This is a genomic window from Streptomyces europaeiscabiei, assembly GCF_001550375.1.
GTDB lineage: Bacteria > Actinomycetota > Actinomycetes > Streptomycetales > Streptomycetaceae > Streptomyces > Streptomyces europaeiscabiei.
Genome location: NZ_LRTR01000591.1, coordinates 1 through 25,006, shown reverse-complemented (window position 1 = coordinate 25,006; position 25,006 = coordinate 1). Strand labels below are relative to the sequence as shown.

At 70.6% G+C, this 25,006-nt stretch carries 28 protein-coding genes and 1 pseudogene; 16 read left to right on the top strand and 13 right to left on the bottom strand.

Translation table 11 applies throughout. The annotated features are described in order from the left end of the window. On the top strand, positions 1-449 hold a 449-nt coding region (locus tag AWZ10_RS28395), incomplete at its 5' end, for an NsdA family TPR-like regulatory protein (RefSeq protein WP_482258120.1). 632 nt (positions 450-1,081) lie between these two features. Continuing rightward, a complete protein-coding gene (locus tag AWZ10_RS28390; protein ID WP_060892383.1) occupies positions 1,082-1,633 on the top strand; it encodes a DUF6624 domain-containing protein in 552 nt (183 codons plus the stop codon). A gap of 56 nt (positions 1,634-1,689) precedes the next feature. Here AWZ10_RS28390 and mraY read toward each other — a convergent pair whose 3' ends face one another. Then, on the bottom strand, positions 1,690-2,757 hold the full coding sequence (mraY, locus tag AWZ10_RS28385) for a phospho-N-acetylmuramoyl-pentapeptide-transferase (RefSeq protein ID WP_046703770.1): 1,068 nt from the start codon (positions 2,755-2,757) through the stop codon (positions 1,690-1,692). 372 nt (positions 2,758-3,129) lie between these two features. On the opposite strand from mraY, the pseudogene AWZ10_RS53970 reads away from it, so the two are divergent. After that, positions 3,130-3,542 (top strand): annotated as a pseudogene (locus tag AWZ10_RS53970) (MarR family winged helix-turn-helix transcriptional regulator); the annotation flags it as partial. 104 nt (positions 3,543-3,646) lie between these two features. After that, positions 3,647-4,147 (top strand): hypothetical protein, encoded by a 501-nt coding sequence (locus AWZ10_RS28370; protein ID WP_046703807.1) that lies wholly within the window; start codon positions 3,647-3,649, stop codon positions 4,145-4,147. A gap of 15 nt (positions 4,148-4,162) precedes the next feature. Here AWZ10_RS28370 and AWZ10_RS28365 read toward each other — a convergent pair whose 3' ends face one another. The 3 genes from AWZ10_RS28365 to AWZ10_RS28355 all read right to left on the bottom strand — a co-directional run bounded on the left by AWZ10_RS28365 (position 4,163) and on the right by AWZ10_RS28355 (position 7,276). After that, positions 4,163-5,131 (bottom strand): aldo/keto reductase, encoded by a 969-nt coding sequence (locus tag AWZ10_RS28365; protein ID WP_060892379.1) that lies wholly within the window; start codon positions 5,129-5,131, stop codon positions 4,163-4,165. Positions 5,132-5,198: 67 nt separating this feature from the next. Next, positions 5,199-6,506, bottom strand: coding sequence for an MFS transporter (locus tag AWZ10_RS28360; RefSeq protein WP_046703744.1), 1,308 nt, complete (start codon positions 6,504-6,506; stop codon positions 5,199-5,201). A gap of 164 nt (positions 6,507-6,670) precedes the next feature. Further along, entirely contained in the window at positions 6,671-7,276 is a 606-nt protein-coding gene (locus AWZ10_RS28355; RefSeq protein ID WP_408992333.1) for a LysE/ArgO family amino acid transporter, read from the bottom strand. Between the two features lie 78 nt (positions 7,277-7,354). Here AWZ10_RS28355 and AWZ10_RS28350 point away from each other — a divergent pair, with 78 nt between their 5' ends. Then, entirely contained in the window at positions 7,355-8,263 is a 909-nt protein-coding gene (locus AWZ10_RS28350; protein ID WP_046703743.1) for a LysR family transcriptional regulator ArgP, read from the top strand. 10 nt (positions 8,264-8,273) lie between these two features. Here the strand turns inward: AWZ10_RS28350 and AWZ10_RS28345 are convergent, their stop codons facing one another. Then, on the bottom strand, positions 8,274-8,954 hold the full coding sequence (locus tag AWZ10_RS28345) for an NUDIX domain-containing protein (protein WP_046703742.1): 681 nt from the start codon (positions 8,952-8,954) through the stop codon (positions 8,274-8,276). Between the two features lie 103 nt (positions 8,955-9,057). On the opposite strand from AWZ10_RS28345, the gene AWZ10_RS28340 reads away from it, so the two are divergent. Beyond that, entirely contained in the window at positions 9,058-9,735 is a 678-nt protein-coding gene (locus tag AWZ10_RS28340) for an AIM24 family protein (protein ID WP_046703741.1), read from the top strand. A gap of 88 nt (positions 9,736-9,823) precedes the next feature. Beyond that, positions 9,824-10,450, top strand: a complete 627-nt coding sequence (locus AWZ10_RS28335) for an alpha-ketoglutarate-dependent dioxygenase AlkB (RefSeq protein ID WP_060892378.1) — start codon at positions 9,824-9,826, stop codon at positions 10,448-10,450. Between the two features lie 17 nt (positions 10,451-10,467). Here AWZ10_RS28335 and AWZ10_RS28330 read toward each other — a convergent pair whose 3' ends face one another. After that, the gene (locus tag AWZ10_RS28330) at positions 10,468-11,685 is read right to left on the bottom strand and encodes an FAD-dependent monooxygenase (RefSeq protein WP_208618564.1); all 1,218 of its coding nucleotides are present in this window, start codon (positions 11,683-11,685) and stop codon (positions 10,468-10,470) included. A gap of 337 nt (positions 11,686-12,022) precedes the next feature. On the opposite strand from AWZ10_RS28330, the gene melC1 reads away from it, so the two are divergent. The 3 genes from melC1 (at position 12,023) to AWZ10_RS28315 (ending at position 13,804) form a co-directional block, all read left to right on the top strand. Beyond that, on the top strand, positions 12,023-12,388 hold the full coding sequence (melC1, locus tag AWZ10_RS28325; RefSeq protein WP_046703738.1) for an apotyrosinase chaperone MelC1: 366 nt from the start codon (positions 12,023-12,025) through the stop codon (positions 12,386-12,388). A 43-nt stretch (positions 12,389-12,431) separates the two neighbouring features. Further along, positions 12,432-13,256 (top strand): tyrosinase MelC2, encoded by an 825-nt coding sequence (melC2, locus tag AWZ10_RS28320; RefSeq protein WP_046703737.1) that lies wholly within the window; start codon positions 12,432-12,434, stop codon positions 13,254-13,256. Between the two features lie 95 nt (positions 13,257-13,351). After that, complete coding sequence (locus tag AWZ10_RS28315) at positions 13,352-13,804, top strand: SRPBCC family protein (protein WP_046703736.1); 453 nt, start codon at positions 13,352-13,354, stop codon at positions 13,802-13,804. 30 nt (positions 13,805-13,834) lie between these two features. Here AWZ10_RS28315 and AWZ10_RS28310 read toward each other — a convergent pair whose 3' ends face one another. Together AWZ10_RS28310 and AWZ10_RS28305 are read right to left on the bottom strand one after the other, a co-directional pair. Then, positions 13,835-14,560: a ribonuclease H family protein gene (locus tag AWZ10_RS28310; RefSeq protein WP_078935233.1), complete on the bottom strand. Its 726-nt coding sequence runs from the start codon at positions 14,558-14,560 to the stop codon at positions 13,835-13,837. Positions 14,561-14,618: 58 nt separating this feature from the next. After that, complete coding sequence (locus AWZ10_RS28305) at positions 14,619-15,428, bottom strand: VOC family protein (RefSeq protein ID WP_060892376.1); 810 nt, start codon at positions 15,426-15,428, stop codon at positions 14,619-14,621. Between the two features lie 196 nt (positions 15,429-15,624). Between AWZ10_RS28305 and AWZ10_RS28300 the strand changes: the two genes are divergently transcribed. The 3 genes from AWZ10_RS28300 (at position 15,625) to AWZ10_RS28290 (ending at position 17,886) form a co-directional block, all read left to right on the top strand. Next, complete coding sequence (locus AWZ10_RS28300) at positions 15,625-16,047, top strand: DUF6153 family protein (protein ID WP_060892375.1); 423 nt, start codon at positions 15,625-15,627, stop codon at positions 16,045-16,047. Positions 16,048-16,133: 86 nt separating this feature from the next. Beyond that, a complete protein-coding gene (locus AWZ10_RS28295) occupies positions 16,134-16,823 on the top strand; it encodes a DUF3105 domain-containing protein (RefSeq protein ID WP_046703733.1) in 690 nt (229 codons plus the stop codon). 121 nt (positions 16,824-16,944) lie between these two features. After that, positions 16,945-17,886, top strand: coding sequence for an SGNH/GDSL hydrolase family protein (locus AWZ10_RS28290; RefSeq protein WP_060892374.1), 942 nt, complete (start codon positions 16,945-16,947; stop codon positions 17,884-17,886). Positions 17,887-17,893: 7 nt separating this feature from the next. On the opposite strand, the gene AWZ10_RS28285 is transcribed toward AWZ10_RS28290, so the two are convergent. Further along, positions 17,894-18,889: a TerC family protein gene (locus AWZ10_RS28285; protein WP_046703731.1), complete on the bottom strand. Its 996-nt coding sequence runs from the start codon at positions 18,887-18,889 to the stop codon at positions 17,894-17,896. Positions 18,890-19,058: 169 nt separating this feature from the next. Then, entirely contained in the window at positions 19,059-19,538 is a 480-nt protein-coding gene (locus AWZ10_RS28280) for a VOC family protein (protein ID WP_046703730.1), read from the bottom strand. A 220-nt stretch (positions 19,539-19,758) separates the two neighbouring features. On the opposite strand from AWZ10_RS28280, the gene AWZ10_RS28275 reads away from it, so the two are divergent. Then, entirely contained in the window at positions 19,759-20,415 is a 657-nt protein-coding gene (locus AWZ10_RS28275) for an ATP-dependent Clp protease proteolytic subunit (RefSeq protein WP_037692209.1), read from the top strand. Then, a complete protein-coding gene (locus AWZ10_RS28270; RefSeq protein WP_046703729.1) occupies positions 20,415-21,017 on the top strand; it encodes a ClpP family protease in 603 nt (200 codons plus the stop codon). The genes AWZ10_RS28275 and AWZ10_RS28270 overlap by 1 nt, the downstream gene beginning before the upstream one ends. A gap of 128 nt (positions 21,018-21,145) precedes the next feature. Here the strand turns inward: AWZ10_RS28270 and AWZ10_RS28265 are convergent, their stop codons facing one another. Both AWZ10_RS28265 and AWZ10_RS28260 read right to left on the bottom strand, forming a co-directional pair. Beyond that, a complete protein-coding gene (locus AWZ10_RS28265; protein ID WP_037692206.1) occupies positions 21,146-21,511 on the bottom strand; it encodes a helix-turn-helix domain-containing protein in 366 nt (121 codons plus the stop codon). Between the two features lie 85 nt (positions 21,512-21,596). Beyond that, positions 21,597-22,190 carry a DinB family protein gene (locus AWZ10_RS28260; protein ID WP_240439385.1) on the bottom strand — a complete coding sequence of 198 codons (594 nt, stop codon included), beginning with the start codon at positions 22,188-22,190 and terminating at the stop codon, positions 21,597-21,599. Positions 22,191-22,388: 198 nt separating this feature from the next. On the opposite strand from AWZ10_RS28260, the gene AWZ10_RS28255 reads away from it, so the two are divergent. Beyond that, positions 22,389-23,858 carry an FG-GAP-like repeat-containing protein gene (locus tag AWZ10_RS28255; RefSeq protein ID WP_046703727.1) on the top strand — a complete coding sequence of 490 codons (1,470 nt, stop codon included), beginning with the start codon at positions 22,389-22,391 and terminating at the stop codon, positions 23,856-23,858. 31 nt (positions 23,859-23,889) lie between these two features. Here AWZ10_RS28255 and AWZ10_RS28250 read toward each other — a convergent pair. Further along, on the bottom strand, positions 23,890-25,006 hold a 1,117-nt coding region (locus AWZ10_RS28250; protein ID WP_425264509.1), incomplete at its 5' end, for a DUF6777 domain-containing protein.

The window sequence follows — 25,006 nt, the reverse complement described above, 5'->3', positions numbered from 1 at the left end:
CGCTGGGCCGACCCCGCGAGACGGCCGAGGCGTTGCGCGCCGCCGAGAAGCAGCTCGACGCGAGCCAGGGCGCCGCCCAGGAGTCGCCCTGGGTGCGGTTCCTCGACCACCACTACCTCCAGGCCGAGTCCGCCGTCTGCTTCCGTGACCTGGGCCTGGCCGCGCAGGCCGAGCACACGGCGGGCGAATCGGTGCGTGCCCATGCCGACCGCCGCCGACGCCAGGCCATCAGCCGGTCGGTCCTCGCGACGGCCCACCTCCAGCAGAACCGCCTCGACGAGGCGATCGCCACGGCCGACGACGCGCTCGAAGCGCTCAGCGGGGTGCACAGCGAACGGTCCATCCAGGCCCTCCGTGACTTCCGGGGTCGGCTGGCGTCCCGCCGCGACGAGCCCCTCGTACAGAACTTCGAACGCCGGTCGCGGGTGGTGCTGGGGGCGGCCGCCTGACGGCCAGGTCACATCGATGCGGGACCGCCTCAACAGCCTTCCGGCGAGGGCACGTTCCGGGGCCCGGACCACGGGCGGACGGGCGGATGGACGGATGGGCGGATGGACGCCGGAGACGCCCGTCGCCCGGTCGGGGAGCAGGAGGGCGTACGACGCCCTCGCCCAGACCCCGGGTGCCCCGGTGACCACCACCCTCGTGCCGCGCATGCCGGGCCACCCGGCGGGGACGTCCCGCTCGCGAAGGAGCGGGTTCTCGTCGACGTTCACCACGGTGGGGAACATGCACCGCGCGCGCCACTACCCGCCCGCAACTGCACAACCCCTCCACCACCTGGCGTTTTGTGGGCCCGGTGCTGTTGTCTGCGACAACAGCACCGGCGACCCGCCGCGCCGGTCCGCCCCCGTCACCATGAGCACTCGGAGGAACTCGATGACGGCAGTCAGGGTCGGCGCGCCCCGCCGACGGATCCCTGCCGCGGCAGCGCACGGCCCCGCATGGAGTGTTCATGACGTCCCGCCCGGCGGGGTGGACCCATTCCCGGACACGGTGAGGCTGCCTTGATCGCGCTCATCTCACTCGACGTGTGGTCCGCGCTCGCCGCCCGGGAGCCGATGTGAAGGGCGCCCCGGCCATGGAATCCACGTCGGAACCCCTGCCCGGCACGCCAACGCACCACAGGCGGGTACTCGCCGCCGAGCTGGTCCGCAGGGCCGAGGACGAACGGCGGCTGGCCCACGAGGCCCGGTCCGCACCCACCGCGCGGGCCCGCGACCGCATCGCCGAGTGCCGTACCGGAAACGGGGACGCCCTCTGCGCGATCGTCGCCCGCCACGGCTGGCCCACCGCCGAGTCCGTCGGCGAACCCGCCTCCACGGCGGCCCTGATGATCCTCCTGCACTCCCCCGACCTCGGCTTCCAGCTCACCTGCCGCGACCTGATCGCCGAAGCCGTCGCGGACGGCCGCTGCCCCGGCGTGCACCACGCCTACATCGCCGACCACTGCGCCGTCGCCCTGAGCCAGCCCCAGTTCTACGGCACCCGCATCAACCCCGGCACCCTCTTCCCGTACCCCATCCGCCACCCCGAGACCGTCGACGAACGCCGCCACGACATGGGCCTCGGCCCGCTGGCCGAACATCTACGAGCGGTGCGGTGCGGGTTGGGGGCGAGCGGCGGGCTCTAGTGCCGCGGGAGGCGACGGGCCTGGCCCACTGGGGAGTTGACGGCGGGGCGTTCGTCTCAGCCCGCGGCCCACCCCGCGTAGAACAGGCCGAGGCCGACGATCACGCATATGCCCTGGATGGTCCAGAAGCGGACCACGACGAGGACTTCGGACCAGCCCTTGAGTTCGAAGTGGTGCTGGAGCGGGGCCATGCGGAAGACCCGCTTGCCGGTCAGTTTGAACGAGCCGACCTGGATGACCACCGACATGGTGATCAGGACGAACAGCCCGCCGAGGACGGCCATGAGCAGTTCGGTGCGGGAGCAGATGGCGAGGCCGGCGAGGGCGCCGCCGAGGGCGAGGGACCCGGTGTCACCCATGAAGATCTTGGCGGGCGAGGTGTTCCACCACAGGAACCCGAAGCAGGCACCCATCAACGCGGCGGCGACGACGGCGAGGTCGAGCGGATCGCGCACCTCTATGCAGGAGGCGGGGTCGGTGAGTTCCATGGCGTTGGCGCACGAGTTCTGGAACTGCCACAGACCGATGAAGGTGTAGCCACCGAAGACCATCACCGACGCACCGGTGGCGAGGCCGTCCAGACCGTCGGTCAGGTTCACCCCGTTGGACATGGCCAGGATCATGAACAGGGCCCATACGACGAACAGCACCGGCCCGATGGTCCAGCCGAAGTCGGTGACGAACGACAGCTTCAGGGAGGCGGGCGTCTGGCCCCGGTCGTCCGCGAACCGGATGGCGAGGAGGGCGAACACGATGCCGACGATCAGCTGACCGGCCATCTTCGCCCCGGCCCGCAGCCCCAGCGAACGCCGCTTCACGATCTTGATGTAGTCGTCGAGGAACCCGACCACACCCATGCCCGCCATCAGGAACAGCACCAGGAAACCGGGGTACGTCGGGCTCTCACCGGTGATGATTTTGGTGGCGGCGTAGGCGACGAGGGTGGCCAGGATGAAGGCGATACCACCCATCGTGGGGGTGCCGCGCTTGCCGGCGTGGCCGCGTGGCCCGTCGTCCCGGATGTACTGCCCGTAGCCCTTGCGGGCCAGCAGCTTGATCAACAGCGGTGTGCCGATCAGCGTCAGGAACAGGCCGATGGCCCCGGCATACAGGATCTGGTTCATCGGACGGCGGTCTCCCCCTCGGTCGCGCTCTGGTACGCGACGGTCTCACCGGTGTCGCTGGTGTCGCTGGTTCTCACAGACCCCACCCTATGCAGACACCTGATCTTCCTACGGCGGCGGGTAGTTGGCGGCGAATCGGGGAAGGCGGCCGTCCCCGCCTCGCACTGCCTGCGGCACAATGACAGGTCATGGTCATCCGCCCTGATCCGGCCGTTCTGTATCCCGAGGTCGCGGCTCACGGCAGCCTCGCCGCCGCGCCCCGAGCCGCCGCGGGAGAGGGCTCCCTCTCCGCACCGGTCGTCTCCTCGGCCTCCGCCCCCTTGATGCACGCCGCCGTCGAGAGCACACTTCCGCACCTCGACGGCGGACCGGCTCACCGAGGAACTTGTCTGGTTCTACGGCCGCTACGGGCTCAGCGAGGGAGAGTTCGACGTCCTCGCCACCCTGCACCGAGCCGGCGCCCCCTTCGAACGGGCTCCCGGCGAACTGGCCGCGCACACCATGGTCACCACCGGTGCGATGACGAAGCGGATCGGTCGGCTGGATAGGTCGGCTGGAACGGGCCGGGCTCGTCACCCGCCGCCGCGCCGAGGACGATCAGCGCGGCCGCACCGCCGCCCTCACCCGGCCGGGACGGGAGCTGCTCGACGAGGCGTTCACCGAGCACATGCGCAACGAGCGCCGGCCTGGATCTGCTGACGTCGGCCGAGACCGGGTCACTCGAAACGGTGCTCACGACCTGGCTGTCCCGCATGGAACACCCGGGGCTCTCCGGCGGCGAGTGACCCGCCACCCGGGCACCGACCGACCGTCCGGCACGGACCGTGTCACCGCCTCCCGCACCGGCCCACCGCTCGGGCACCCGGCCAGGGCTGAGACACTGCACGTCATGGCCTCCTTCACTCCCGCGCGCGCCCTGCTGATGCTGACCACCGGGCTGACCTGTCTGCTGATGGCGGGCGGTGCCCTGATCGGCGCGCTGATCGGCGGCGGTCTCGTCGCCCTGGGGGCGGCCGTGTGTGCCGGGCTCGTCGGCATGGTGGGCTCGCTCATCGTGCGGCGGCGGGCCATGGCGCACTTCACCATGGCCCAGCGGCAGGCCGGGCAGCGGGGCTACGCCGAGGGCATCGCGCACGGCGTGCTCATCCATGTGACCGCCTACGAGGCCGCCGTCTTCCCCCGCACCGGGCCGGAGGGCGTCAGTCCCGAGGAGCGCGCGGCCCGCCGCACCATCGCCTACCGCATGGCCGCTCTCGACGAGGTGCCCCAGCGGGTCCGCGTGGCCGCCGCGGACGCCCTCGCCCTTCTGGACAAGACCGACCGCGAGGGCGCCGAGGAGGCTCTTGCCCGCCTCGCCACCACGGTCCGCCTGGAGTACGCCCGCCTGTGACGCCCTCGTCGCGACTCAGTGACCGCTGATCGCGCGGGGCGTGTAGGGCCGCTCCAGCTCCTCGATCTCCTTCTCCGTCAGGGTGACGTCGAGTGAGGCCACGGCGTCGTCGAGGTGGTGGGGTTTGGTGGCGCCGACGATGGGGGCGGTCACGGTGGGGCGGCTCAGCAGCCAGGCGAGGGCGACCCGGGCCCGCGGCACGTCGCGCTCACCGGCGATACGGGTGACGGCGTCGACGATCTCGCGGTCGCCCTCCTGGTAGAGGGTCTTGCCGAAGTTGTCGGTCTCGGTGCGCGCGGTGACGGTGTCCCACGCACGGGTGAGGCGGCCGCGGGCGAGCGGGCTCCAGGGCAGGGTGGCGACGCCCTGGTCCTCGCACAGCGGCAGCATCTCGCGTTCCTCCTCGCGGTAGAGGAGGTTGTAGTGGTTCTGCATGGACACGAACCGCGTCCAGCCGTGTCGCCGGGCGGTGTGCTGCATCTTGGCGAACTGCCAGGCGTACATGGAACTCGCCCCGATGTAGCGGGCCTTGCCCGCCTTCACCACGTCGTGCAGGGCCTCCATCGTCTCCTCGACCGGGGTATTGGGGTCGAAACGGTGGATCTGGTAGAGGTCCACGTAGTCGGTGCCGAGACGCCGCAGGCTGTCGTCGATCTCCGTCATGATCGCTTTGCGGGACAGGCCCCAGGCGTTGGGACCCTGACGCATGGCGCCGTTCACCTTGGTCGCGACGACGACCTCCTCGCGCCGCGCGAACTCCGCGAGCGCCCGGCCGACGATCTCCTCGCTGGTGCCGTCGGAGTAGACGTTCGCCGTGTCGAAGAAGTTGATCCCGGCGTCCAGCGCCTGCCGGATCAACGGGCGTGACGCCTCCTCGTCCAGGGTCCACTCGTGCGTGCCCCGGTCGGGGAGCCCGAAACTCATGCATCCCACACAGATCCGGGACACGTCCAGACCCGTCGAGCCGAGCTTCACGTACTGCATCGTTGCAACTCCTGCCTGTGAGGGTGTGCGGCTGACAAGCGTACGTAGGCGCGGATGTGCCGACCGGTCAGATCCGGTAACGCCGCAGTGCCGGTGTCACCGTCGCGAGGAGCAGCATCGCGGCGATGACGAGCAGACCGCCGCCGACGACGGCCGTACGGGCGCCGAAGGCGGCGCCGGCGGTGCCGTGCAGGACGTCGGCGAGGCGAGGTCCGCCGGCCACGACCACGGTGAAGACGCCCTGCATCCGGCCGCGCATCTCGTCGGTGGCGGCGGACAACAGGATGGCACCGCGGAAGATCATGGAGACCATGTCCGCGACACCGGCGGCGGCGAGGAACAGCACGGCGATCCAGAGACTGGTGCTCAGCCCGAAGCCCGTGATGGCCGCGCCCCAGGCCATGACGGCCACGACGACCATGAGGCCGTGCCGGTGGGAGCGGGAGAAGGTCCCCGACATCAGGCCGCCGACGACGGCGCCGATGGGGATCGCGGCGAACAGCAGACCGAGGGCGAGGCCTTCGCCGTAGGGCGCGTACGTGGTGTCGGCCAGCTGCGGGAAGAGGGCGCGCGGCATTCCCAGGACCATCGCGATGATGTCGGCGAGGAAGGACAGCAGGAGCACCTTGTGCAGGGCGATGTAGCGGAAGCCCGCGAGCACCTCCCGCCAGCCGGCCCGCCTGGTGGTCGTGGTGTCCAGGGGAGGCAGGGAGGGCAGCTTGTGGACCGCCCAGAGGGTGATGCAGAGGGCCAACGCGTCGATCAGGTACAGCTCGGCCAGGCCGATGACCGGGATGAGGGCTCCGGCGAGCAACGGTCCGGCCACCAGGCCCAGTTGCATCACGGTCGAGCCGAGGGCGGCGGCGGCCGCCAGTTCGTCGGCAGGGACCAGCCGGGCCACGGAGGCGTTGCGGGCGGGTGCGTTGAGGCCGAAGAACGCCTGCTGGAGGGCGAGCAGCGCCATCAGGGCCCATACGGATTCCAGGCCGGTGACGGCCTGGATCCAGAACAGCACCGAGGTGACGGCGATGCCGGTGTTAGTGACGAGCAGCAGGGTGCGGCGGTCCACGCTGTCGGCGACCGCGCCGCCCCACAGCGCGAAGACCACCAGGGGCAGCAGCCCGGCGAGGCTCGCGTAGCCGACCCAGGCGGAGGAGCCGGTGATGTCGTAGATCTGCTTGGGTACGGCGACGGCGGTCAGCTGGCTGCCGACGGCCGTGACGATGGTCGAGGACCACAGGCGCCGGTAGGCGGGGCGGCGCAGGGGGCGGGTGTCCATCGCCCAGCGGCGCCGACCCCGGCGGGGTGGCGTCGGCGGGTCGTCCTCCGGTGCGGTGTCGTCGCCTGCGCTGCTCTTGGTGGTGTCCACGGGCATCCTGATGCTCGATACATCTTTCGATACGGGCACCACTATCGCGGAGATCGCCACCGCCGGAACAGGCGATGCGGCAGCCGTCTCACATGCTGTCACCGCGCACGAGCATGCCTTCGGCTCACCGCGCACGAGCATGCCTTCGGCTCACCGCGCACGCCGTGAGCTCACGCTCCGGCGATCAGCATCCCGCCGAGCGCGAGCATCGTCACCGCGACCAGGCCGTCGAGGACCCGCCAGGCCGCCGGGCGGGCCAGGAAGCGGCTGAGCAGCCGGGCACCGAAGCCGAGGGCCGCGAACCAGCACAGGCTGGCGAGGACGGCGCCCAGGCCGAAGGTCCAGCGCAGGGGTCCGCGGTCGGAGGCGATGGAGCCGAGCAGGAACACGGTGTCGAGGTAGACGTGCGGGTTGAGCCAGGTCAGTGCCAGACAGGTCAGGACGGCCCGGCGGCGCGAGCCCGCCGACCCGCTCTCCGTGCGCAGCGCGTCGTCGCCGGGCCGCAGGACACGGCGGGCGGCCAGGGCTCCGTAGACCAGGAGGAAGCCGCCACCGACCAGGGCGACCGCGGTCAGGGCGCCGGGCCAGGCGACGACCACCGCACCGACCCCGGCGACCCCCAGGGCGATCAGCAGCGCGTCGGAGAGCGCGCAGATGGCCACGACCGGGAGCACGGCGTCGCGGTGCAGTCCCTGGCGCAGGACGAAGGCGTTCTGGGCGCCGATGGCGACGATGAGGGAGAGGCCGGTGCCGAATCCGGCGGCGAGGGCGGTCATTTCGCTGAACACACCCACGACGCTAGGAAATCCGCCGCCCTGCGTACAGCTAAAGATTCTTACGTATCATTAGCGATCGTGATGTCTCAGCTTCCGCTCGATCTGGTACGCACCCTGCTCACGGTGGTGGACGAGGGCACCTTCGACGCGGCGGCCGGTGCTCTGCATGTGACGCCGTCGGCGGTCAGCCAGCGGGTCAAGGCGCTGGAGCAGCGGGTCGGCCGGGTCCTGCTGGTCCGTGAGAAGCCGGTGCGGCCGACCGAGTCCGGCGAGGTGATCGTCCGGTTCGCGCGCCAGCTGGCCCGCCTCGAACACGACGCGCACGCCGCGCTGGGCGTGACGGGCGCCGGGGAGAGCACGCGCGTGTCGATCGCGGTGAACGCCGACTCGCTGGCCACCTGGTTCCTGCCCGCCCTCACCCGGGTGCCCGAGGATCTGCGCCCCTGTTACGAGCTGCTCCGCGAGGACGAGCAGCACACGGCCCGGCTGCTGCGCGAGGGCCTGGTGCTGGCCGCGGTCACCTCGGCACCGGACGCCGTGGCCGGCTGCTCGGTCCGGCCGCTCGGCCGGATGCGGTACGTGCCCTGTGCCGCTCCCGCCTTCGCCGAGCGGTGGCTCGGCGTCGGCTCGGGCGTGCGGCTGAAGGACGTGATCGTCGACGCGCCGGTCGTGTTCTTCGACCGGCGGGACGAGTTCCAGGACGCCTTCGTCCGGCGGCTGACGCGGGGCCGTCCGGCAAGTACCCGACGGCACTACGTGCCGACGTCGGAAGGCTTCGCCGACGCCGTGGCCGCCGGGATGGGCTGGGGCATGGTGCCCGCCGCGCAGGCCGGGCGGCTGCTCGACGCCGGACGGCTCGTCAACCTGGCGCCGGAGCGGACCGTGGACGCCCCGCTGTTCTGGCAGCAGTGGAAGCTCGACTCCCCCGCACTGACGGCCGTGGCGGACGCGGTCGCCGCCGAGGCCGCCGAGGCGCTCGACCCCTGAGGCCGTCGCTCTACGCCCTGCCTCCGGCGGCGAACGGCCCCTCCAGGGCCGCCCACTGGAGCAGCATGATCGTCTTGGCGTCGGCGATCTCGCCGCCGCGGATCATGTCCAGGGCCCGGCGGAAGGGAAGTTCGACGAGTTCGATGTCCTCACCCTCCTCGTCGAGGCCGCCGCCCTCGTGGGTGCGGGTCGACGGGGTGTACGAGGCGGCGTAGAAGCTGACGCGTTCGGTGACCGAGCCGGGGCTCATGTAGATGTCGAAGACGTGCTGGATCTCGCCGATGGTGTGGCCGGTCTCCTCGACCACCTCGCGCCGCACGGCGACCTCGGGATGCTCGTCCTCCTCGTCGAGGAGGCCGCCCGGTGTCTCGATGAGCATCCCGTCGGGGTGGCCGTTGACGTACACCGGGTAGCGGAACTGCCGGGTGAGCAGCACGGTTTCGCGTTCGGCGTCGTAGAGGAGGACGGTCGCGCCGTTGCCCCGGTCGTGCGTCTCGCGCTCCTGGGTGCTCCAGGTGCCGTCGGCGTGCTGGAAGTCGAAGGTCGTGGTGCGCTCCACGTACCAGTGGCTGGACAGGAGTTGCACGTCCCGCACCTTGACGCGCGGGTTGCCGGTGAGGTCACGGCCGGTGCGGTCGAGCCCGGTGCGGCCCCGGCGGTCCGGGAGGTCGACGCCGATCTTGTTGGTCATGTGTCCGCTTTTACCACTCCGGTCGAGACCTTGTCAGGCGCCTCAATTCGGTTACCGCGCGCGTCGCTTGGCGGAACCGGTCGGTCCGGGACAGCATGCCCGTATGAAGAGCGATCTTTTCTCCAACGAGAACATGGTCCAGCCGGCGTACGCGCCCGGGATGAGCGTGCAGAACGCCAAGTCCATCAAGTACGCCGTCAACGGCGAGATGCTCGCGCGGCAGGGCGCGATGATCGCCTACCGGGGGAACCTGCAGTTCGAACGCAAGGGCCAGGGCGTGGGCGGCATGCTCAAGCGCGCGGTTACCGGGGAGGGGCTGGCGCTGATGGCGGTGCGCGGTCAGGGCGAGGCCTGGTTCGCGCACGAGGCACAGAACTGTTTCGTCGTCGACATCGAGCCGGGTGACGTGTTCACCGTCAACGGCCGCAACGTGCTCTGTTTCGACGCCTCACTGTCGTACGAGATCAAGACCGTGAAGGGCGCCGGCATGACCGGCGGCGGACTGTTCAACAGCGTCTTCACCGGGCAGGGGAAGCTCGGTCTCGTCTGCGACGGCAATCCACTGGTCATCCCGGTCTCGCCGCAGCAGCCCGTGTTCGTCGACACGGACGCGGTCGTGGGCTGGACGGCGCATCTCAACACCTCGCTGCATCGTTCCCAGTCCTTCGGCTCGATGATGCGCGGCGGCTCAGGCGAGGCCGTGCAGCTGAAGCTTGAGGGCGAGGGCTTCGTGGTCGTGCGGCCGAGCGAGCTGACGCCTCAGAAGGCCCAACAGCACTGAGCCGACGGCCGACGAGGGAGCCCGCGTCTCCCGGAGCCACCGAAAGACCGAACGAACAAGTTTTCGAATATGGGGGTACGCTGGCCGTATGGCCATGCACCTCCAGGGCTCCCTCTTCGACCAGTCCGACGACCTCCGCCTCGGCTCCCTGGACGGCCTGCGCCGACGGGAGCTGGGCGCCGGGGCCTGGGTCGATGTGCTGCCCGGGTGGCTCTGCGGGGCCGACGCGCTGTTCACGCGGCTCGCCGGGGAGGTGCCCTGGCAGGCGGAGCGACGGCAGATGTACGAGCAGGTCGTGGACGTGCCACGCCTGCTCGCCTTCTACGGCGCCGAGGACGCCCTCCCGGACCCCGTCCTGGACGAGGCCCGGGAGGCGCTCTCCGCGCACTACGGCTCCGAGCTGGGTGAGCCGTTCGCCACGGCGGGGCTGTGCTTCTACCGCGACGGCCGGGACAGCGTGGCCTGGCACGGCGACCGGATCGGGCGGGGCGCCCGGCAGGACACGATGGTGGCCATCCTGTCCGTGGGCGATCCCCGCGATCTGGTCCTGCGCCCGCACGGCGGCGGGAGGACCCTGCGGTTTCCCCAGGGGCACGGCGACCTGATCGTGATGGGCGGCTCCTGCCAGCGCACCTGGGACCACGCGGTCCCCAAGTCGACGCGGGCGGTGGGGCCGCGCATCAGCGTCCAGTTCCGGCCTGAGGGTGTGCGCTAGAGGACCCGGGGGGCGGGCTACCTCCGGTCTGCGTCGGCGAGGGCGCGCGCCTGCGACGACCGGGCCAGCTTCGGACCCAGCCAGCGCTTGAGGCGGCGCAGCGCCTCCAGGCGGCCGGCCGCGCGGTCGAGACGGTAGTAGAGCTGCGGCGGCACATAGGGCAGCAGCGGGGAATGCCGCTGGCCGAGGAGCGCGAACATCTGCTCCGGGGGCAGGTCGATGTACCGGTGGATGTTCTCGTACCACTGGGCGCTGTGCCGGGCGGCGCTCTGCAGCCGCAGCAGCTCGGACTTGCGCCGTCGCTCGTAGGCGGTGAGCGCGGTCTGCGTCTCGGGGTGGGCGCCGAGGGCTTCGGCCAGGCAGATGGCGTCCTCCAGGGCGAGGGTGGTGCCGGCGCCGATGGAGTAGTGCGTGGTGTGGGCGGCGTCGCCGAGCAGGACGAGGTTGCCGTGGTGCCAGGCGCGGTTGGTCAGGGTGCGGAAGTTGAGCCACTGGGCGGTGCCGTCGTCCTGGGCCCGGCCCAGGAGGGGATGGCCGTCCAGGATGTCGGCGAAGAGCTTCTCCAGCAGGGCCAGTCCGTCCGCCTCGCCCAGGCGGTCCAGGCCCAGGCCGTTCAGCGTCCGGGGGGAGCACTCGATGACGCAGGTGCTCTGCTCGTCGCTGAACGGGTAGGCGTAGGCCCAGATCCAGCCGTGGTCGGTCTCCTGGAAGGAGAAGGTGAAGGCGTCGTAGACCTTGCTGGTGCCGAGCCAGATGTAGGTGTTGCGGCCGAGCGTGACGTCGCTGCCGAAGCGGTCGGCGTACCGCTCGCGCACCGTGCTGTTGACGCCGTCGCCCGCGACGACGAGATCGGCGTCCGGCAGGTCGTCGGCCGTGATCCCGTCCTCGTACTCGACGCGGACACCGAGGGCCCGCGCCCGTTCGGCGAGCAGTTCGAGCAGGCGGCGCCGGCCGATGCCGAAGCCGTCGTCGCCGGGCTGGACCGTCGTACGGTCGCGGACGTGGGCCACCCCGCTGTTCCAGTTGACGGAGTTCTCGCTGATGGCGAGGGCCGTTTCGGGGTCCTTCTCCCGGAGCTTGTCCAGCAGCTCGAACCAGTAGGTCACGCCCCAGCCGTACGTCGATCCTGCCGGGTTCCGTTCATGGACGGTGATGTCGTGGGACGGGTCCTGCCGCTTCATCAGGATCGAGAAGTACAGGCTTGCGGGTCCGCCGCCGACGCACGCGATCTTCACGCACACTCCCATTTCGCTGCGCAAAGCGATCAATTGACCACGAAGAGTAGCAGTGCGTGTGCGCCCCGGATTCACGTCACTTTGCCCGCGTGATGCCGACCACTCGATTCACGCAGCCACCGCAAGATCATCGGCCACGCTCGCGCCACCGGGCGGAATTTCCCCCTCCGCCCACGATCGAAGATCCATCACAGCAAGATCATCTTTGTTCAACCTTGCACGACATTTACTTAATTGTCCGGATCGGAGCCAACCGGCTTCCTGGGATTTCTCCGGTTCCCCACCGGATCGATAGGCATGACGAGTCATCAAGTCCCCTCTCCCAGGAGGATTCCGCATGCCCGACATCTCCCGCCGCCATGCCCTCGGCTCCGCGGCCGCCCTCGCCGTGACCGTCGGCGCCCCGCTCACCGCCGCCGTCGCGGACGACCACGGCGGCCACCTGGACCCGCAGACCCCCCAGGCCTTCGACGAGGTCTACCGGGGCCGCCGGATACAGGGGCACGCGGCCGACGGCGGCGGTCACCATCACGGCGCCGGGTACGCCGTGTTCGTCGACGGGGCCGAGCTGCATGTGATGCGGAACGCCGACGGCAGCTGGATCAGCGTCGTCAGCCACTACTCCCCCGTACCGACCCCGCGCGCCGCCGCCCGCGCCGCGGTCGACGAGCTCCAGGGCGCCCGTCTCGTCCCCTTCAACTGATCTCACCCGAACCACCGCGAACACCGCAAGGAGCCGCAGAGCCATGACCATACGCAAGAACCAGGCGACCCTGACCGCCGACGAGAAGCGGCGTTTCGTCGACGCGCTGATCGCGTTGAAGCGCTCCGGCCGCTACGACGAGTTCGTCACGACACACAACGCGTTCATCCTCGGCGACACCGACAACGGCGAACGTACGGGCCACCGTTCGCCGTCCTTCCTCCCCTGGCACCGCAGATTCCTGCTGGAGTTCGAACGTGCCCTGCAGTCGGTGGACCCCACCGTCGCGCTGCCCTACTGGGACTGGACGGCCGACCGCACGGCACGCTCGTCCCTGTGGGCTCCGGACTTCCTCGGCGGCACCGGGCGCAGCCGCGACGGGCGTGTGATGGACGGGCCGTTCGCGGCGTCCACCGGGAACTGGCCGATCAACGTGCGCATCGACGGCCGGACCTATCTGCGGCGGTCCCTCGGGAGCGCGGTGCGACAGTTGCCGACCCGGGCCGAGGTGGACTCCGTGCTGGCGATGTCCACGTACGACATGGCGCCCTGGAACAGCGCCTCGGACGGTTTCCGCAACCACCTGGAGGGCTGGCGGGGCGTGAATCTCCACAACCGGGTGCACGTCTGGGTGGGCGGCCAGATGGGCACCGGAGCCTCGCCCAACGACCCGGTCTTCTGGCTGCACCACGCGTTCGTCGACAAGCTGTGGGCCGACTGGCAGCGCCTGCACCCCGGTTCTCCGTACGTGCCGGCCGCCGGTACGCCGAACGTGGTCGACCTGAACGAGACCATGAAGCCGTGGAACGACACGGCCCCGGCGGCGCTGCTGGATCACACCGCGCACTACACGTTCGACGCGGCCTGACCACGTTGATCCGCGCGGGACCCGGGTACCCGCCCCGGACGCGTCCGGGGCGACTCGGACGCGACCGACACGCAACGGATACGAGGAGGCGACCGATGACCCGGATAGAGGAGTCCGTCGAGGTGCGGGTCCCCGTGCGGACCGCCTACGACCAGTGGACGCAGTTCGAGACGTTCCCCGAGTTCATGAGCGGGGTCGAGCGGATCGAGCAGCGGTCGGACACGCTCACGCACTGGGTGACCAAGGTGGACGGCGTCCGCCGGGAGTTCGACGCGGAGATCACCGAGCAGATCCCGGACGTGCGGGTCGCGTGGACGACCGTGGGCGGTGAGGCCAGGCAGGCCGGAGTCGTCACCTTCCACCACCTCTCCGAGGAGCGTACGAAGGTGATGCTGCAGATGGAGTTCCAGCCCGAGGGAACCGCCGAGAAGGTGGCCGACGGGCTGGGGGTCGTGAAGCGGCAGACCAGGGGTGACCTGGAGCGCTTCAAGACGTTCATCGAGGAGCGCGGCCGCGAGACCGGGGAGTGGCGCGGCACCGTCGTGTGAGGCCCACGCCCTCCTGTCCCGCCCCGGGGGCTACTCCGCTCCGGCCGTCGCCGCCGTACGGCACTCCGGGTGGCCCCAGCCCTGGTCGTTCTTGGCGATGGGCTCACCGGCGGCGTACGGGCGGCCGCACAGGCAGCGGCCGGGGAACTTCGCCTTGATGGTGCGGGACGACGCCGAGGACGAGGACGAGCCGGTGCGGGTGCCGGACTTCCCGGACTTCTTCGCCGCGCTCCAGCGGGACGGGGCCGTGTCGGGCGCGGCCGGCGGTTCCGGGGAGCCCAGCTCGGTGCCGGCGGGTTCCTGCACGATGGCCGCCTGGCTCGCCGCGCGGTCGGCGAAGTCGTTGAGGCGGTCGCCGTCGACCTGGTGCGCGGGGACGTAGCGGAACTCCACGGAGCGGCCGTCCAGCAACTCGTCGATGCGGACCACGAGTTCCCGGTTGGCGACCGGCTTGCCGGCGGCCGTGCGCCAGCCGTTGCGCTTCCAGCCGGGCAGCCAGGTGGTGACCGCCTTCATCGCGTACTGGGAGTCCATCCGGATCTCGATCGGGACGGCCGGGTCGGTGGCCGCCAACAGCCGCTCCAGCGCGGTGAGTTCGGCGATGTTGTTGGTGGCCCTGCCCAGCGGGCCGGCCTCCCAGCGCGAAGGGATCTCATCGTCCTCGGCGACCACCCAGGCCCAGCCCGCTGGTCCGGGGTTTCCCTTGGCCGCTCCGTCACAGGCGGCCACAACACGTTCCGGCATGCGCTCGATCATGCCATGCGCGGGGGCGTGGGGCCGTCCACGGGTGCCACGCCCCCGGCGCCGTACCCGCTCAGCCGACGTCCGAGAGCGCCGGCATCTCGCCCTGTGTCCTGGTGACGTCGATGACCGAGAACGACGCGCCCTGCGGGTCGCTCAGCGCGGCGAAGCGGCCGAAAGGGGTGTCCATCGGGCCGAAGCGCAGGACGCCGCCCAGCTTGGTGGCCTTGGCCACCGCGTCGTCGCAGTCGGGAACGGTGAAGTACACGTTGATGTACGAGGGCACCTCGGGCGGGAAGTCCTCCGCGGTCATTTTCATCCGGCCGAGCAGCGGGCCCTGCCCCAGGTCGAAGACCCGGAAGTCCATCTGGGGGTTGTGGAGGTCGTCCATCTGCTTGGCCCGGAACGAGAAGACGGCCGGGAAGAAGGCGTCGGACTTCTCGGGTTCACGGGTGAAGATCTCGGCCCAGATGTACGCGCCGGGCACACCCATGACCTCGAAGCCCTCGTGAACGCCTGCCTGCCAGACACCGAAGACGACGCCGTCCGGGGAGCGGGCCAGCAGCATGGAGCCGAACTCACCGACCTGCATCGGCTCCATCAGCACCTCGCCGCCGTTGTCACGGACCTTGGCCGCGGTGGCGTTCACGTCGGACGAGGCGAAGTACAGGCACCAGGCGGACTGGCCCTCCTGGCCGGGCATCGGCGGGACGACCGCCGCCACCGCCTTGCCGTCCACGTACGCCTGCGTGTAGTTGCCGTACTCGGAGGACGACTCGCCGAACGTCCAGCCCAGTACGTCCCCGTAGAAACTCTTCGCCCCCTCGACGTCGCTGAACATCGCGTCGGCCCAACAGGGCGTTCCCTCGGGATGTGCGGCCATCGCTGCCACTCTCCTCGGTTCGTTCAGGTGGTTTCCCGGCTCTCACGCTAGCCAGGACCCGTCCCGGACGCGCGCCGAAGGGGACGGACCGCGTGAAACCGGTACGGGATCCACGGGACGGGACCACGGCTGTGCGTCGTCTGATAATTTCAGCGACGCTCGCACTCCCGTTCGCCTCGACTCGTGAGGTGCTCCCATGTCCGGCCGAACCTTCAGACGTACGGCGCTGCCGTGCGCCCGGAGCCGGTCGGCACACCTGATGCTCGTGGTCGCGTTGGCCCTGACCACGTTCCTGTTGTTCTGCGCGGGCTCGCCTCCCGGTGAGGCCCCGGCGCAGCGCCCGCATTCGGTGTCGGCGGGGCCGTCGGCGAAGGGGTTCGGCGCCGCGCGTGCGGGCCTGGTGGAGCGCGACCCCTGTGAGCACAGTCCCGGCGAGCACGACTGTCACGCCCCCGACCCCGCCGCGGTGCTGGGCCAGGTGCCACTGCCCGGCGCCGATCACACCGCCGCGTCCTGGCAGCCCTGGACGGCGCCGGCCCCGGTGGCTCTCGACGGTTCCCGCGAGCCGGGACGGGCCCGCCCTCCCGATCTCCACGAACTGCAGTTGCTCCGCGTCTAGGCCGACCACCGGCCCGCTCGACAGATCCCAGACGACTCGCAGAACCGCCGGGCCCGTGCGGGGCACGGCGGGGAGAAGGACACCCCATGGCTTCATCCAAGGCGAAGGCCAACAACAGCGGCCCCAAGGGCAGGAACAACAGCCCGAAGGCCCGGGAGGCGGCGCGGCGCGCCCGCGTCGAGGAGATACGCAAGGCGGAGCAGGCCCGTGAGCGGCGCATGCGCATGCTCATGATCGGCGTCACCACCGTGATCCTCGCCGGACTCGTCGGCGGCGGCTGGTACCTGATCGACTCCGCCCAGCAGAAGGAGGAGGCGGAGGCCGCGGCGAAGGCCGCGCCGGTGGACGGCGTGAAGAGCTGGTCGAAGCTCACCCAGAACCACGTCGCCGAGCCCGTCGACTACAAGATGAGCCCGCCGGTGGGCGGCGACCACAACCAGGTCTGGGTCAACTGCGACAAGCAGGTGTACACCAAGGCCGTGCCGAACGAGAACGCGGTGCACGCGCTGGAGCACGGCGCCGTCTGGGTCACGTACAACGACAAGGCGGCCAAGGCCGACGTCGAGTCGCTGACCGGGCTCGTGAAGAAGACGACGTACACGTTCATGAGTCCTTACGAGGACCAGTCCTCGCCCCTCGTGCTGAGCGCCTGGGAGCACCAGCTGAAGGTGGACAAGGCCTCCGACCCCCGGGTGCAGAAGTTCCTCGCCAAGTACGTCCAGGGCGAGCAGACGCCGGAGCCGGGTGCCGCGTGCTCCGGCGGCATGACTCCGTGACCTGACCGCGTGGGGCGTCCGGCCGAACCGGGCGCCCTCGTGGCCGACACGGGTCTTCCGCCCCGCCCCGGGCTGTGCTTGCCTGGGGAACCGTTTCGATGGCCGGGGCGGGAGTCGCCGTATGCGCAAGCCGTGGATCACGGGAATGGCGGGGGCGGTGCTCGCCGCGCTGCTGCTGGGCGCGTGCGGGGATCCGGAGTCCGCGCCGGACGAGGCACCGCCGTCGGCCGCGGCGCCGGACGCGTCACCGACCACCCGTCAGCGGGCCGCCACCGCGCGCCCGGACACCGACGGCGACACCACCGACGCCGACGCGGCGAAACCGGCACCCAAGGTGCTCTACCTCGGGGACTCGCTCGCCACGGAGAACCAGAACGTCCTCGGCACGTTCCTCAAGGACGACCTCGACGCCCGTTACACGAGCGCCCCGTACTCGGGCACCACCCTGTGCGACTACCTGGAGGGCACCGCCGACCGGTCGCTCGTCCCGGCGCAGGACAAGGCGGCCGCGCTGGTGCGACGGCTGAGCCCGGACTATGTGGTGCTGCAGTTCTGGGGCAACGCGTGGGACTACACGCCCTGCATGGACGGCATCACCTACGGCAAGGCCCGCACGAAGTACTTCCAGCGGTACGCGGCCGCCGCCGAGCAGCTCACCGACCAGATCGCGAACGCGGGCGGCACGCACCGGCCGAGGATCGTGTGGGTGCTGCAGGGCCCGGACCCGATGACCCCGGACCGGGTGCGCCGGGTGAACGCCCTGTACGAGAAGCAGGCCCGGGTCTCCGGTGACATGGTCGCCGACGCCGGCCGGGCCGTGAGTCCGGCCTCCGACCGCTACGCCTGGACCCAGTATCTGCCGTGCACCGCGTACGAACGCGAGCACGACGGCTACTGCACCCAGCCCGGCCGGGCCCGTACCGCCCTTCACCACGACAAGGACGCCCTGCACTTCTGCCTGTCCCCGACGACGTCCAGGCCGAGACCCTGCCCGGTGCCGTCGCCGGGCATCACGCGGATGGCCCGGGAGATCACCCGGGCCATCGCCGACGAGACGTCCTAGGCCGGTCCTAGACCGGCTGCGAGGTGTGCTCGTCGTCTCCCGCGCCCGCCGTCTCCTCCTGCTGCTGTTTCCTCGACGCCCACAGGCTCGTCACCGTCGTCACGGCCAGGACCAGGACGATGAAGCCGAGGGAGAAGGGGATGGAGATCTCCGGGACGTGGACGCCGGACTCGTGCAGGGCGTGGAGGACGAGCTTGACGCCGATGAAGCCGAGGATGATCGACAGGCCGTAGGAGAGGTGGACGAGCTTCTTCAGGAGGCCGCCGATGAGGAAGTACAGCTGACGCAGGCCCATCAGGGCGAAGGCGTTGGCGGTGAAGACGATGTACGGGTCCTGGGTGAGGCCGTAGATCGCGGGGATGGAGTCGAGGGCGAAGAGGACGTCGGTGGAGCCGATCGCGAGCATCACGACGAGCATCGGCGTCATGACGCGCTTGCCGTTCTCCTCGATCCACAGCTTGGTGCCGTGGTACCGGTCGGCCACTCCGAATCGTTTCTCCACCGCCTTGAGGAGTTTGTTCTCCTCGTACTCCTCCTCGTGGCTCCCCTTACGGGCGTCCTCCACCAGCTTCCAGGCGGTGTAGATCAGGAACGCCCCGAAGAGGTAGAAGACCCACGAGAAGGTGGAGATGATCGCCGCGCCGGCCGCGATGAAGATCGCGCGGAGCACCAGCGCCATGAGGACACCGACCATCAGCACGCGCTGCTGGTACTGCGAGGGCACGGCGAACTTGCCCATGATCAGGACGAAGACGAAGAGGTTGTCGACGCTCAGGGACTTCTCGGTGATGAAGCCCGCGAAGAACTCTCCCGCGGGCTTGCCCCCGCCGACGGCCAGCACGACCAGGCCGAACGCGATCGCCAGGGCGATCCAGACGGCCGACCAGATGCCGGCCTCCTTGATCGACACATCGTGGGGTTTTCGGCCGATGAAGAAGTCGACGGCGACCAGTACGCACAGGGCGACGATCGTGAGCAGCCAGGTGGCCAGGGAGACGTTCAAGGTTCCTCCGGGTAACAGGTGATGCACGGGAAAGCCTCATCGGCGTCCTTTGCGACCGCTACCCGGTGCAGGTAAAGATTGGCCGAAATCCCAGCACTTCCCTGGTGGGAGGCCCGGACTTGGGGGCCGCCCACCAAGGTGAGAGGTTTCCGGCAGCCTGCTGCCCGCCCTACTCGCCCGCGTACGCCTTCTCCAGAGCGGCGAGGTCGAACTTGCCCATCGACATCATGGCGGCCACCGCGCGGGACGCCTTCTGCGGGTCCGAGTCGTTGATCATCTCGATGAGCGCGGTGGGCACGACCTGCCAGGACACCCCGAACCTGTCCTTGAGCCAGCCGCAGGGACCGGGCTCGCCGCCCTCGGTGAGGCTGTTCCAGTAGTAGTCGATCTCGTCCTGGTCGGCGCAGAGGATCTGGAAGGAGACGGCCTCGGTGAACTTGAACTGCGGGCCGCCGTTCAGGGCGACGAACTGCTGGCCGTTGGCCACGAAGTCCACGGTGAGCACGGAACCGGCCGGCTGGGGTGCGCCCTCGCCGTAGTGGGTGACCCGGCCGATCCGGGAGTTCTTGAAGATCGATACGTAGTGGGCGGCCGCTTCCTCGGCCTGGCCGTCGAACCACAGGCAGGTGGTGAATCCGTCGCTGGTCATGGGTGCCTCCTCGGGCGGGTGTGTCGTCCCTGTGTCGACCGATCCTGGTCCCGAAACTCATCGGTGGCGCGGGCATGTGGTGCGGCGGACGGTGGCGGGCGGTCGGCGAATCTGCTGTCGGCGAATCTGCCGTGGGCAGAGAAAGGCCAGGTGAGGGGTGGTCCGTGGGGAGAGTGGAGACAGCGGCCACCGCGGTCGCGTCCATCCACAGGGAGGAACCGTGACTCCACTGATCACCGGCCGGGCCCCGACGCTCGCCCCGCGCGCCGAGGAGGGCGACACCTCGCCGTCACGCTTCGACGACCATCTCGCCGCGCGGCTCCTCGCGCAACGGATCGTCCTGCTCGGCACCCAGGTCGACGAGGTCTCCGCGAACCGGGTCTGCGCCCAGTTGCTGCTGCTGTCGGCGGAGGACCCGCGCACCGACATCAGCCTCTACATCAACAGCCCGGGCGGTTCGGTGACCGCGGGCCTCGCCATCTACGACACGATGCGGCTGGTCCCGAACGACGTCTCGACGCTGGCGATGGGCTTCGCGGCGAGCATGGGCCAGTTCCTGCTGAGCGTGGGCACGCACGGCAAGCGGTTCGCCCTGCCCAACGCGCGGATCATGATGCATCAGCCGTCGGCGGGGATCGGCGGCACCACCGCCGACATCGAGATCCAGGCGGAGAACCTGGAGTTCACCAAGCGGTCCATCGAACGGATCACCGCGGAGCACACCGGCCAGAGCGAGGAGACGATCTCCCGGGACGGCGACCGCGACCGCTGGTTCACGGCCGAGCAGGCCAAGGAGTACGGGATGGTCGACCGGGTCGTCGAGTCGCTCGACGACGTTCGGCCGGCCTCTTCACGCCGACGGATGGGACTGCAGTGATGGGGACGTACACCATTCCGAACGTGGTCGAGCGGACCCCGCAGGGCGAGCGGTCGTACGACGTGTTCAGCCGGCTGCTGTCCGAGCGGATCATCTTCCTCGGCACGGAGATCGACGACGGGGTGGCGAACGTCGTCATCGCGCAGCTGCTCCATCTGGAGTCGTCGTCACCGGAGAGCGAGATCGCGATCTACCTCAACTCGCCCGGGGGATCGTTCACTTCACTGATGGCGATCTACGACACGATGTCGTACGTGCGCGCGCCGATCTCGACGTTCTGCGTCGGGCAGGCGGCCTCGACGGCGGCGGTGCTGCTGGCGGGCGGGGATCCCGGGCGACGGTTCGTGCTGGAGCACGCGCGGGTGTTGCTGGGGCAGCCGGCGAGCGGGGGGCGTCAGGGCACGGTCTCCGATCTCGCCCTCCAGGCCAAGGAGATGGTGCGGATCCGGGCGCAGGTCGAGGGGGTGCTCGCGCGGCACACGGGGCGTGATGTGGGTGATCTGCGGGCCGACATGGACCGGGACAAGGTGTTCACGGCCAAGGAAGCGGTGGCGTACGGGCTGGCGGACGAGGTGCTGAATCGGCGGTTGGTGGGGGTCTGAGGCCACCGACCGGGGAGGGTGCGTCGCTCCTTGCGGCGGCCGTGTCCGGGCGTGGCGCCCGCGCCCACGCGGCGAAAGCCGCCTGTCGACACGGCCCCCGCGCCCCTTCAGGGCGCGGGGCGGGAGCGTCAGGCCACGAGGCACAGTCCGTTGTGGGGAACCCTGGACGTCCTGCGGGTGGTGTGGCGGGTCAGTTCCGTCTGGGCCAGGGACAGCAGGTCGCCCAGGCCCAGGCCCAGGGCCTGGGCCGCGGCCGCGAGGACTTCCGACGAGGCTTCCTTGCGGCCTCGTTCCACCTCGGAGAGGTACGGCATCGAGATGCGGGCCTCGTCGGCGACGTCCTTCAGCGTGCGTTCCTGGGCGAGCCGTTCGCGGCGGAGTACGTCGCCGACGAGGTCGCGCCAGAGGGGTTCCTTGGCGGGTGGGCCGGCCGGAGGGGCCGTCGCCGGGCGCAGGGGGATGACTCGGGCTTCGTTCGAGGCTTGTTGGCTCACTTCTTCAGCCTAGGAATTCCGGGCGGGAGGGGAAGAGGGCGGCGTTCCGCCCTCAGGGAAATCGCCGGGAATCCGCTGCGGGGCCTCACTGACCGATGCGGCCGTCGATGCGTTCGCGCAGGAGGTCGGCGTGGCCGTTGTGGCGGGCGTACTCCTCGATCATGTGGACGAGCACCTCCCGGAGGGCGATGGGCTCGTCGTCGTGGCGGCCGGCGACGGCGAGGTCGGGGGCGGCCGCCACGAAACGCTCGGCGAAGTCGACCTCGCAGCGCCAGGTCTTCCAGGCGTCGGCGACGGCCTCTTCGTCGGCCACGGCGTCGTTGAAGTCCCCGTCGGGGTCGTCCCCGGCACGATAGTGGCGCGGTGACGCCGGCTCGCCCGCCAACGCCTCGCGGAACCAGTACTGTTCCACGCCGGCCAGGTGGCGTACGAGCCCGAGCAGTGACATGTTCGACGGCGGCACCGAGCGGCGGGCCAGGGCCTCGGCGTCGAGACCCGCGCACTTCAGCTCCAGGGTCAGCCGCTGGTTGCGCAGATATCCGACCAGCGTGGCCCGCTCCCCGTCGAATCCTCCCTCGCCGCGCGGGTCCCCCTCGGGGCCGACGAACCTGTCGCCCCACCCGGTCCTGCGCTCCGGCAGTGGCTGTTCGTCGGGCCGCGTCTCACGATGGTCGGTCATGCGGAGGAGCATCGGTCGTCACCGAGGCGGTCCGCCACTGCTTTTCGCCCCTCGGCTCTCCGAGGCCGGCGGCGGTTCGTGTGAACTCCCGTACAACCCTTGCGCCCCATGCGGTGTCAAACAGGGCGCCGGACAAGGAACGGGCCCTTTCCGGACACCCCCGCGCTGCCCGGCCGTTTTTACTGTCTGGAGCCGCACATGCGCAAGAACCGTTCGACAGCACTCGCTGCCGCCACATTTCTTCTCGTCTCCGGCGCGGCGATAGCCGCCGCGCCGTCCGCGTACGCCGGGGTGCCCGGCAGTACCCAGGCCAGTGACCGCAACAGCGACTTCAACGGCGACGGATACGAGGACGTACTGGTCGGCGCGCCCGGAGCCACCGTCAGCGGCAGGAGCGGCGCGGGTCTGGTGACCGTGCAGTACGGCTCGGCCAAGGGCATCGGCACGAGCAACGTCGCCAGATTCAGCCAGTCGACGTCCGGGGTCGCGGGCGCGGCCGAGGCGGGTGACGGGTTCGGCCGGGCGGTCGCCACCGGTGACCTCGACGGCGACGGGTTCGACGACGCGGTGGTCGGCATTCCCGGCGAGGACCTCGGCTCGGTCGAGGACGCGGGCGGCGTGGCCGTCCTGTGGGGCTCGAAGACCGGGCTCAAGGGCGCCGCGAGCGACTGGCTGGAGACCCAGGAGCCCACCGCCGGTGAGCAGTTCGGCCTCGGCCTCGCCGCCGCGCGCTTCACCTCCGAAACCGACGGAGACCTCCTGGCCGTCCTCGACGGGTACGACGTGGAGCTGTTCGCATACGACAGCGAGGCGCGCGGCTCGATGCGCCGGGAGGCCACCCAGCGGCTTGATGCGAAGGCCGAGGCCCGCCGCATGGCGCCCAAGTCCCTGACCACCGGCGACTACGACAAGAACGGCTTCGCCGACCTCGTCGTGTCGGGCCTCAGCGTCGGTGACGAGCCCGGTCACGGCTGGTCCACGTATCTGTCGGGCAACGCGGACGGGCTGAAGTACGAGCGTGATCTGCGCGGCGGTCCGGTCGCGGCGTCCGGGGACATCAACGACGACGGGTACGACGACCTGGTGACCGGCGAGCCGAACTCCCCGGACGACCAGCCCGGCGAGACGCAGACCGGCGGTCTGGTCGGCGTGCGCCTCGGCGGTCCGGACGGTCCGGCGGCGGAGCCCGACTGGTGGGTGCAGGACTCCCCCGGTGTGCCCGGTGTCGCCGAGGCCGGCGACGGCTGGGGTTCGGACCTGTCGGTCGCGGACACCGACGGGGACGGGTACGCGGACGTGGCGATCGGCGCGGCGGGCGAGGACATCGGGACGGTGAAGGACGCGGGTGCCGTGTGGGTGCTGCGCGGCTCGGCCTCCGGGCTGACCTCGACCGGCGCCAGGTCGTGGGACCAGAACTCGGCAAACGTGCCGGGTGCCGCCGAGAAGGGCGACAAGTGGGGCGCCCAGGTCCGGCTGACCGACCCGAACAGCGACGGCCGCTTCGGGCTGCTGGCCGCCGCGCCGGGCGAGAACACCGGCGACGGTCATGTCTGGGTGCTCTCGGCGGGCGCGGGCGGCATCACGGCCACGGGGTCGTGGACGTACAACGGCGCTTCGCTCGGGGCGCCCTACGTGGACGCGCTGTTCGGGTCGGCGATCGACGAGTGAGGCGCACCCGCCCCGTGCGTCGTCGCCGCGCTCAGGAGCCCGGGGTGATCGACTCCGGGGTGCCGTGGAGGGACGCCGACCCGGTCGTCGTGGTGTCGTCGGGCGGCGAGCCGGCCGTCTCGGGGCTCTCCGGCTCCGACGGGGGCTCGGAGGTCGGCGTCTCCGGCTCCGACGGGGGTGAGGTGGACGGGGTCACCGAGGAGGGGCAGGGGCTCGCGCTGTCGCCGCCCGGCGAGGAGGGGCACGGTTTCGGCGACTTCGAGGGCGGTTCCTCGGAGAACGACGTCGACACCGACGGCGAGGGCTGGTTGACGGGCGGGGTGGTCTTCTTGTCCTTGCCGCCCGTGTCGCCGGAGGCGCGGGTGAACCATTCGTCGTGGTCGGGGTCGTAGAGGACGAAGACGTTGATGATCACCGTCGAGCGCTCGATCACCACGACGTTCTGCGGCCGGTACGAGGGCCAGGAGTCGCCCTTCGGCTCGGGTGTGGTCTTCAGCGCGACCGGCGGCCTGAGCGGGTTGCCACAGGCGCAGCGCACCCGGGGCACCCCTCGGTCGTCGACGAGGACGGCGGTCCCGGACTGCAGGACGGCCTGGTAGCTGGTGGCGGCGCCGTCGCGGTAGCCGTGGTTGGTGACGCGGGTGTCCATGCGCAGCTGCACCGGGGTGAGTGCGCGCAGATAGGCGGGTACGTCGGAGGACTCGACGCCGGCGACGGAGGCGAACGCGTCGTTCTTGGCGGGGTTGGCCCCGAGCACCTTGATCTGCTTCTCGACGTCGCAACTCGCGACGTTGCGCGTGCCGCCGTAGAGACCGGGGGACGAACCGTCCACGGCACGCGTCACGTTGGCGGGTTCCGAGCTGCTCGGTGGGGCCGTGGGGGTCTCGGGCGGGGTGGAGCTGTCCGTGGCCGTCGACTCGGTGAACGGGTCGGGGCCGGACTTGCCCGCGGCCTGGAGGAAGACCTCACCGCCGGCCGAGCCGCCCGAGTCGTCGGAACGGGTGAGGACGACGATCAGGACCACGGCGACGACGGCCGCGGTGACCATGAGGGCGATACGGGGAGCGGACCGCCACCACGGATGGCCGGGGCCCGCGGGCTGCTGCCCGGAGTCGCCCGAGCCTCCGCCGGGCCCGCCGGGTCCCCCT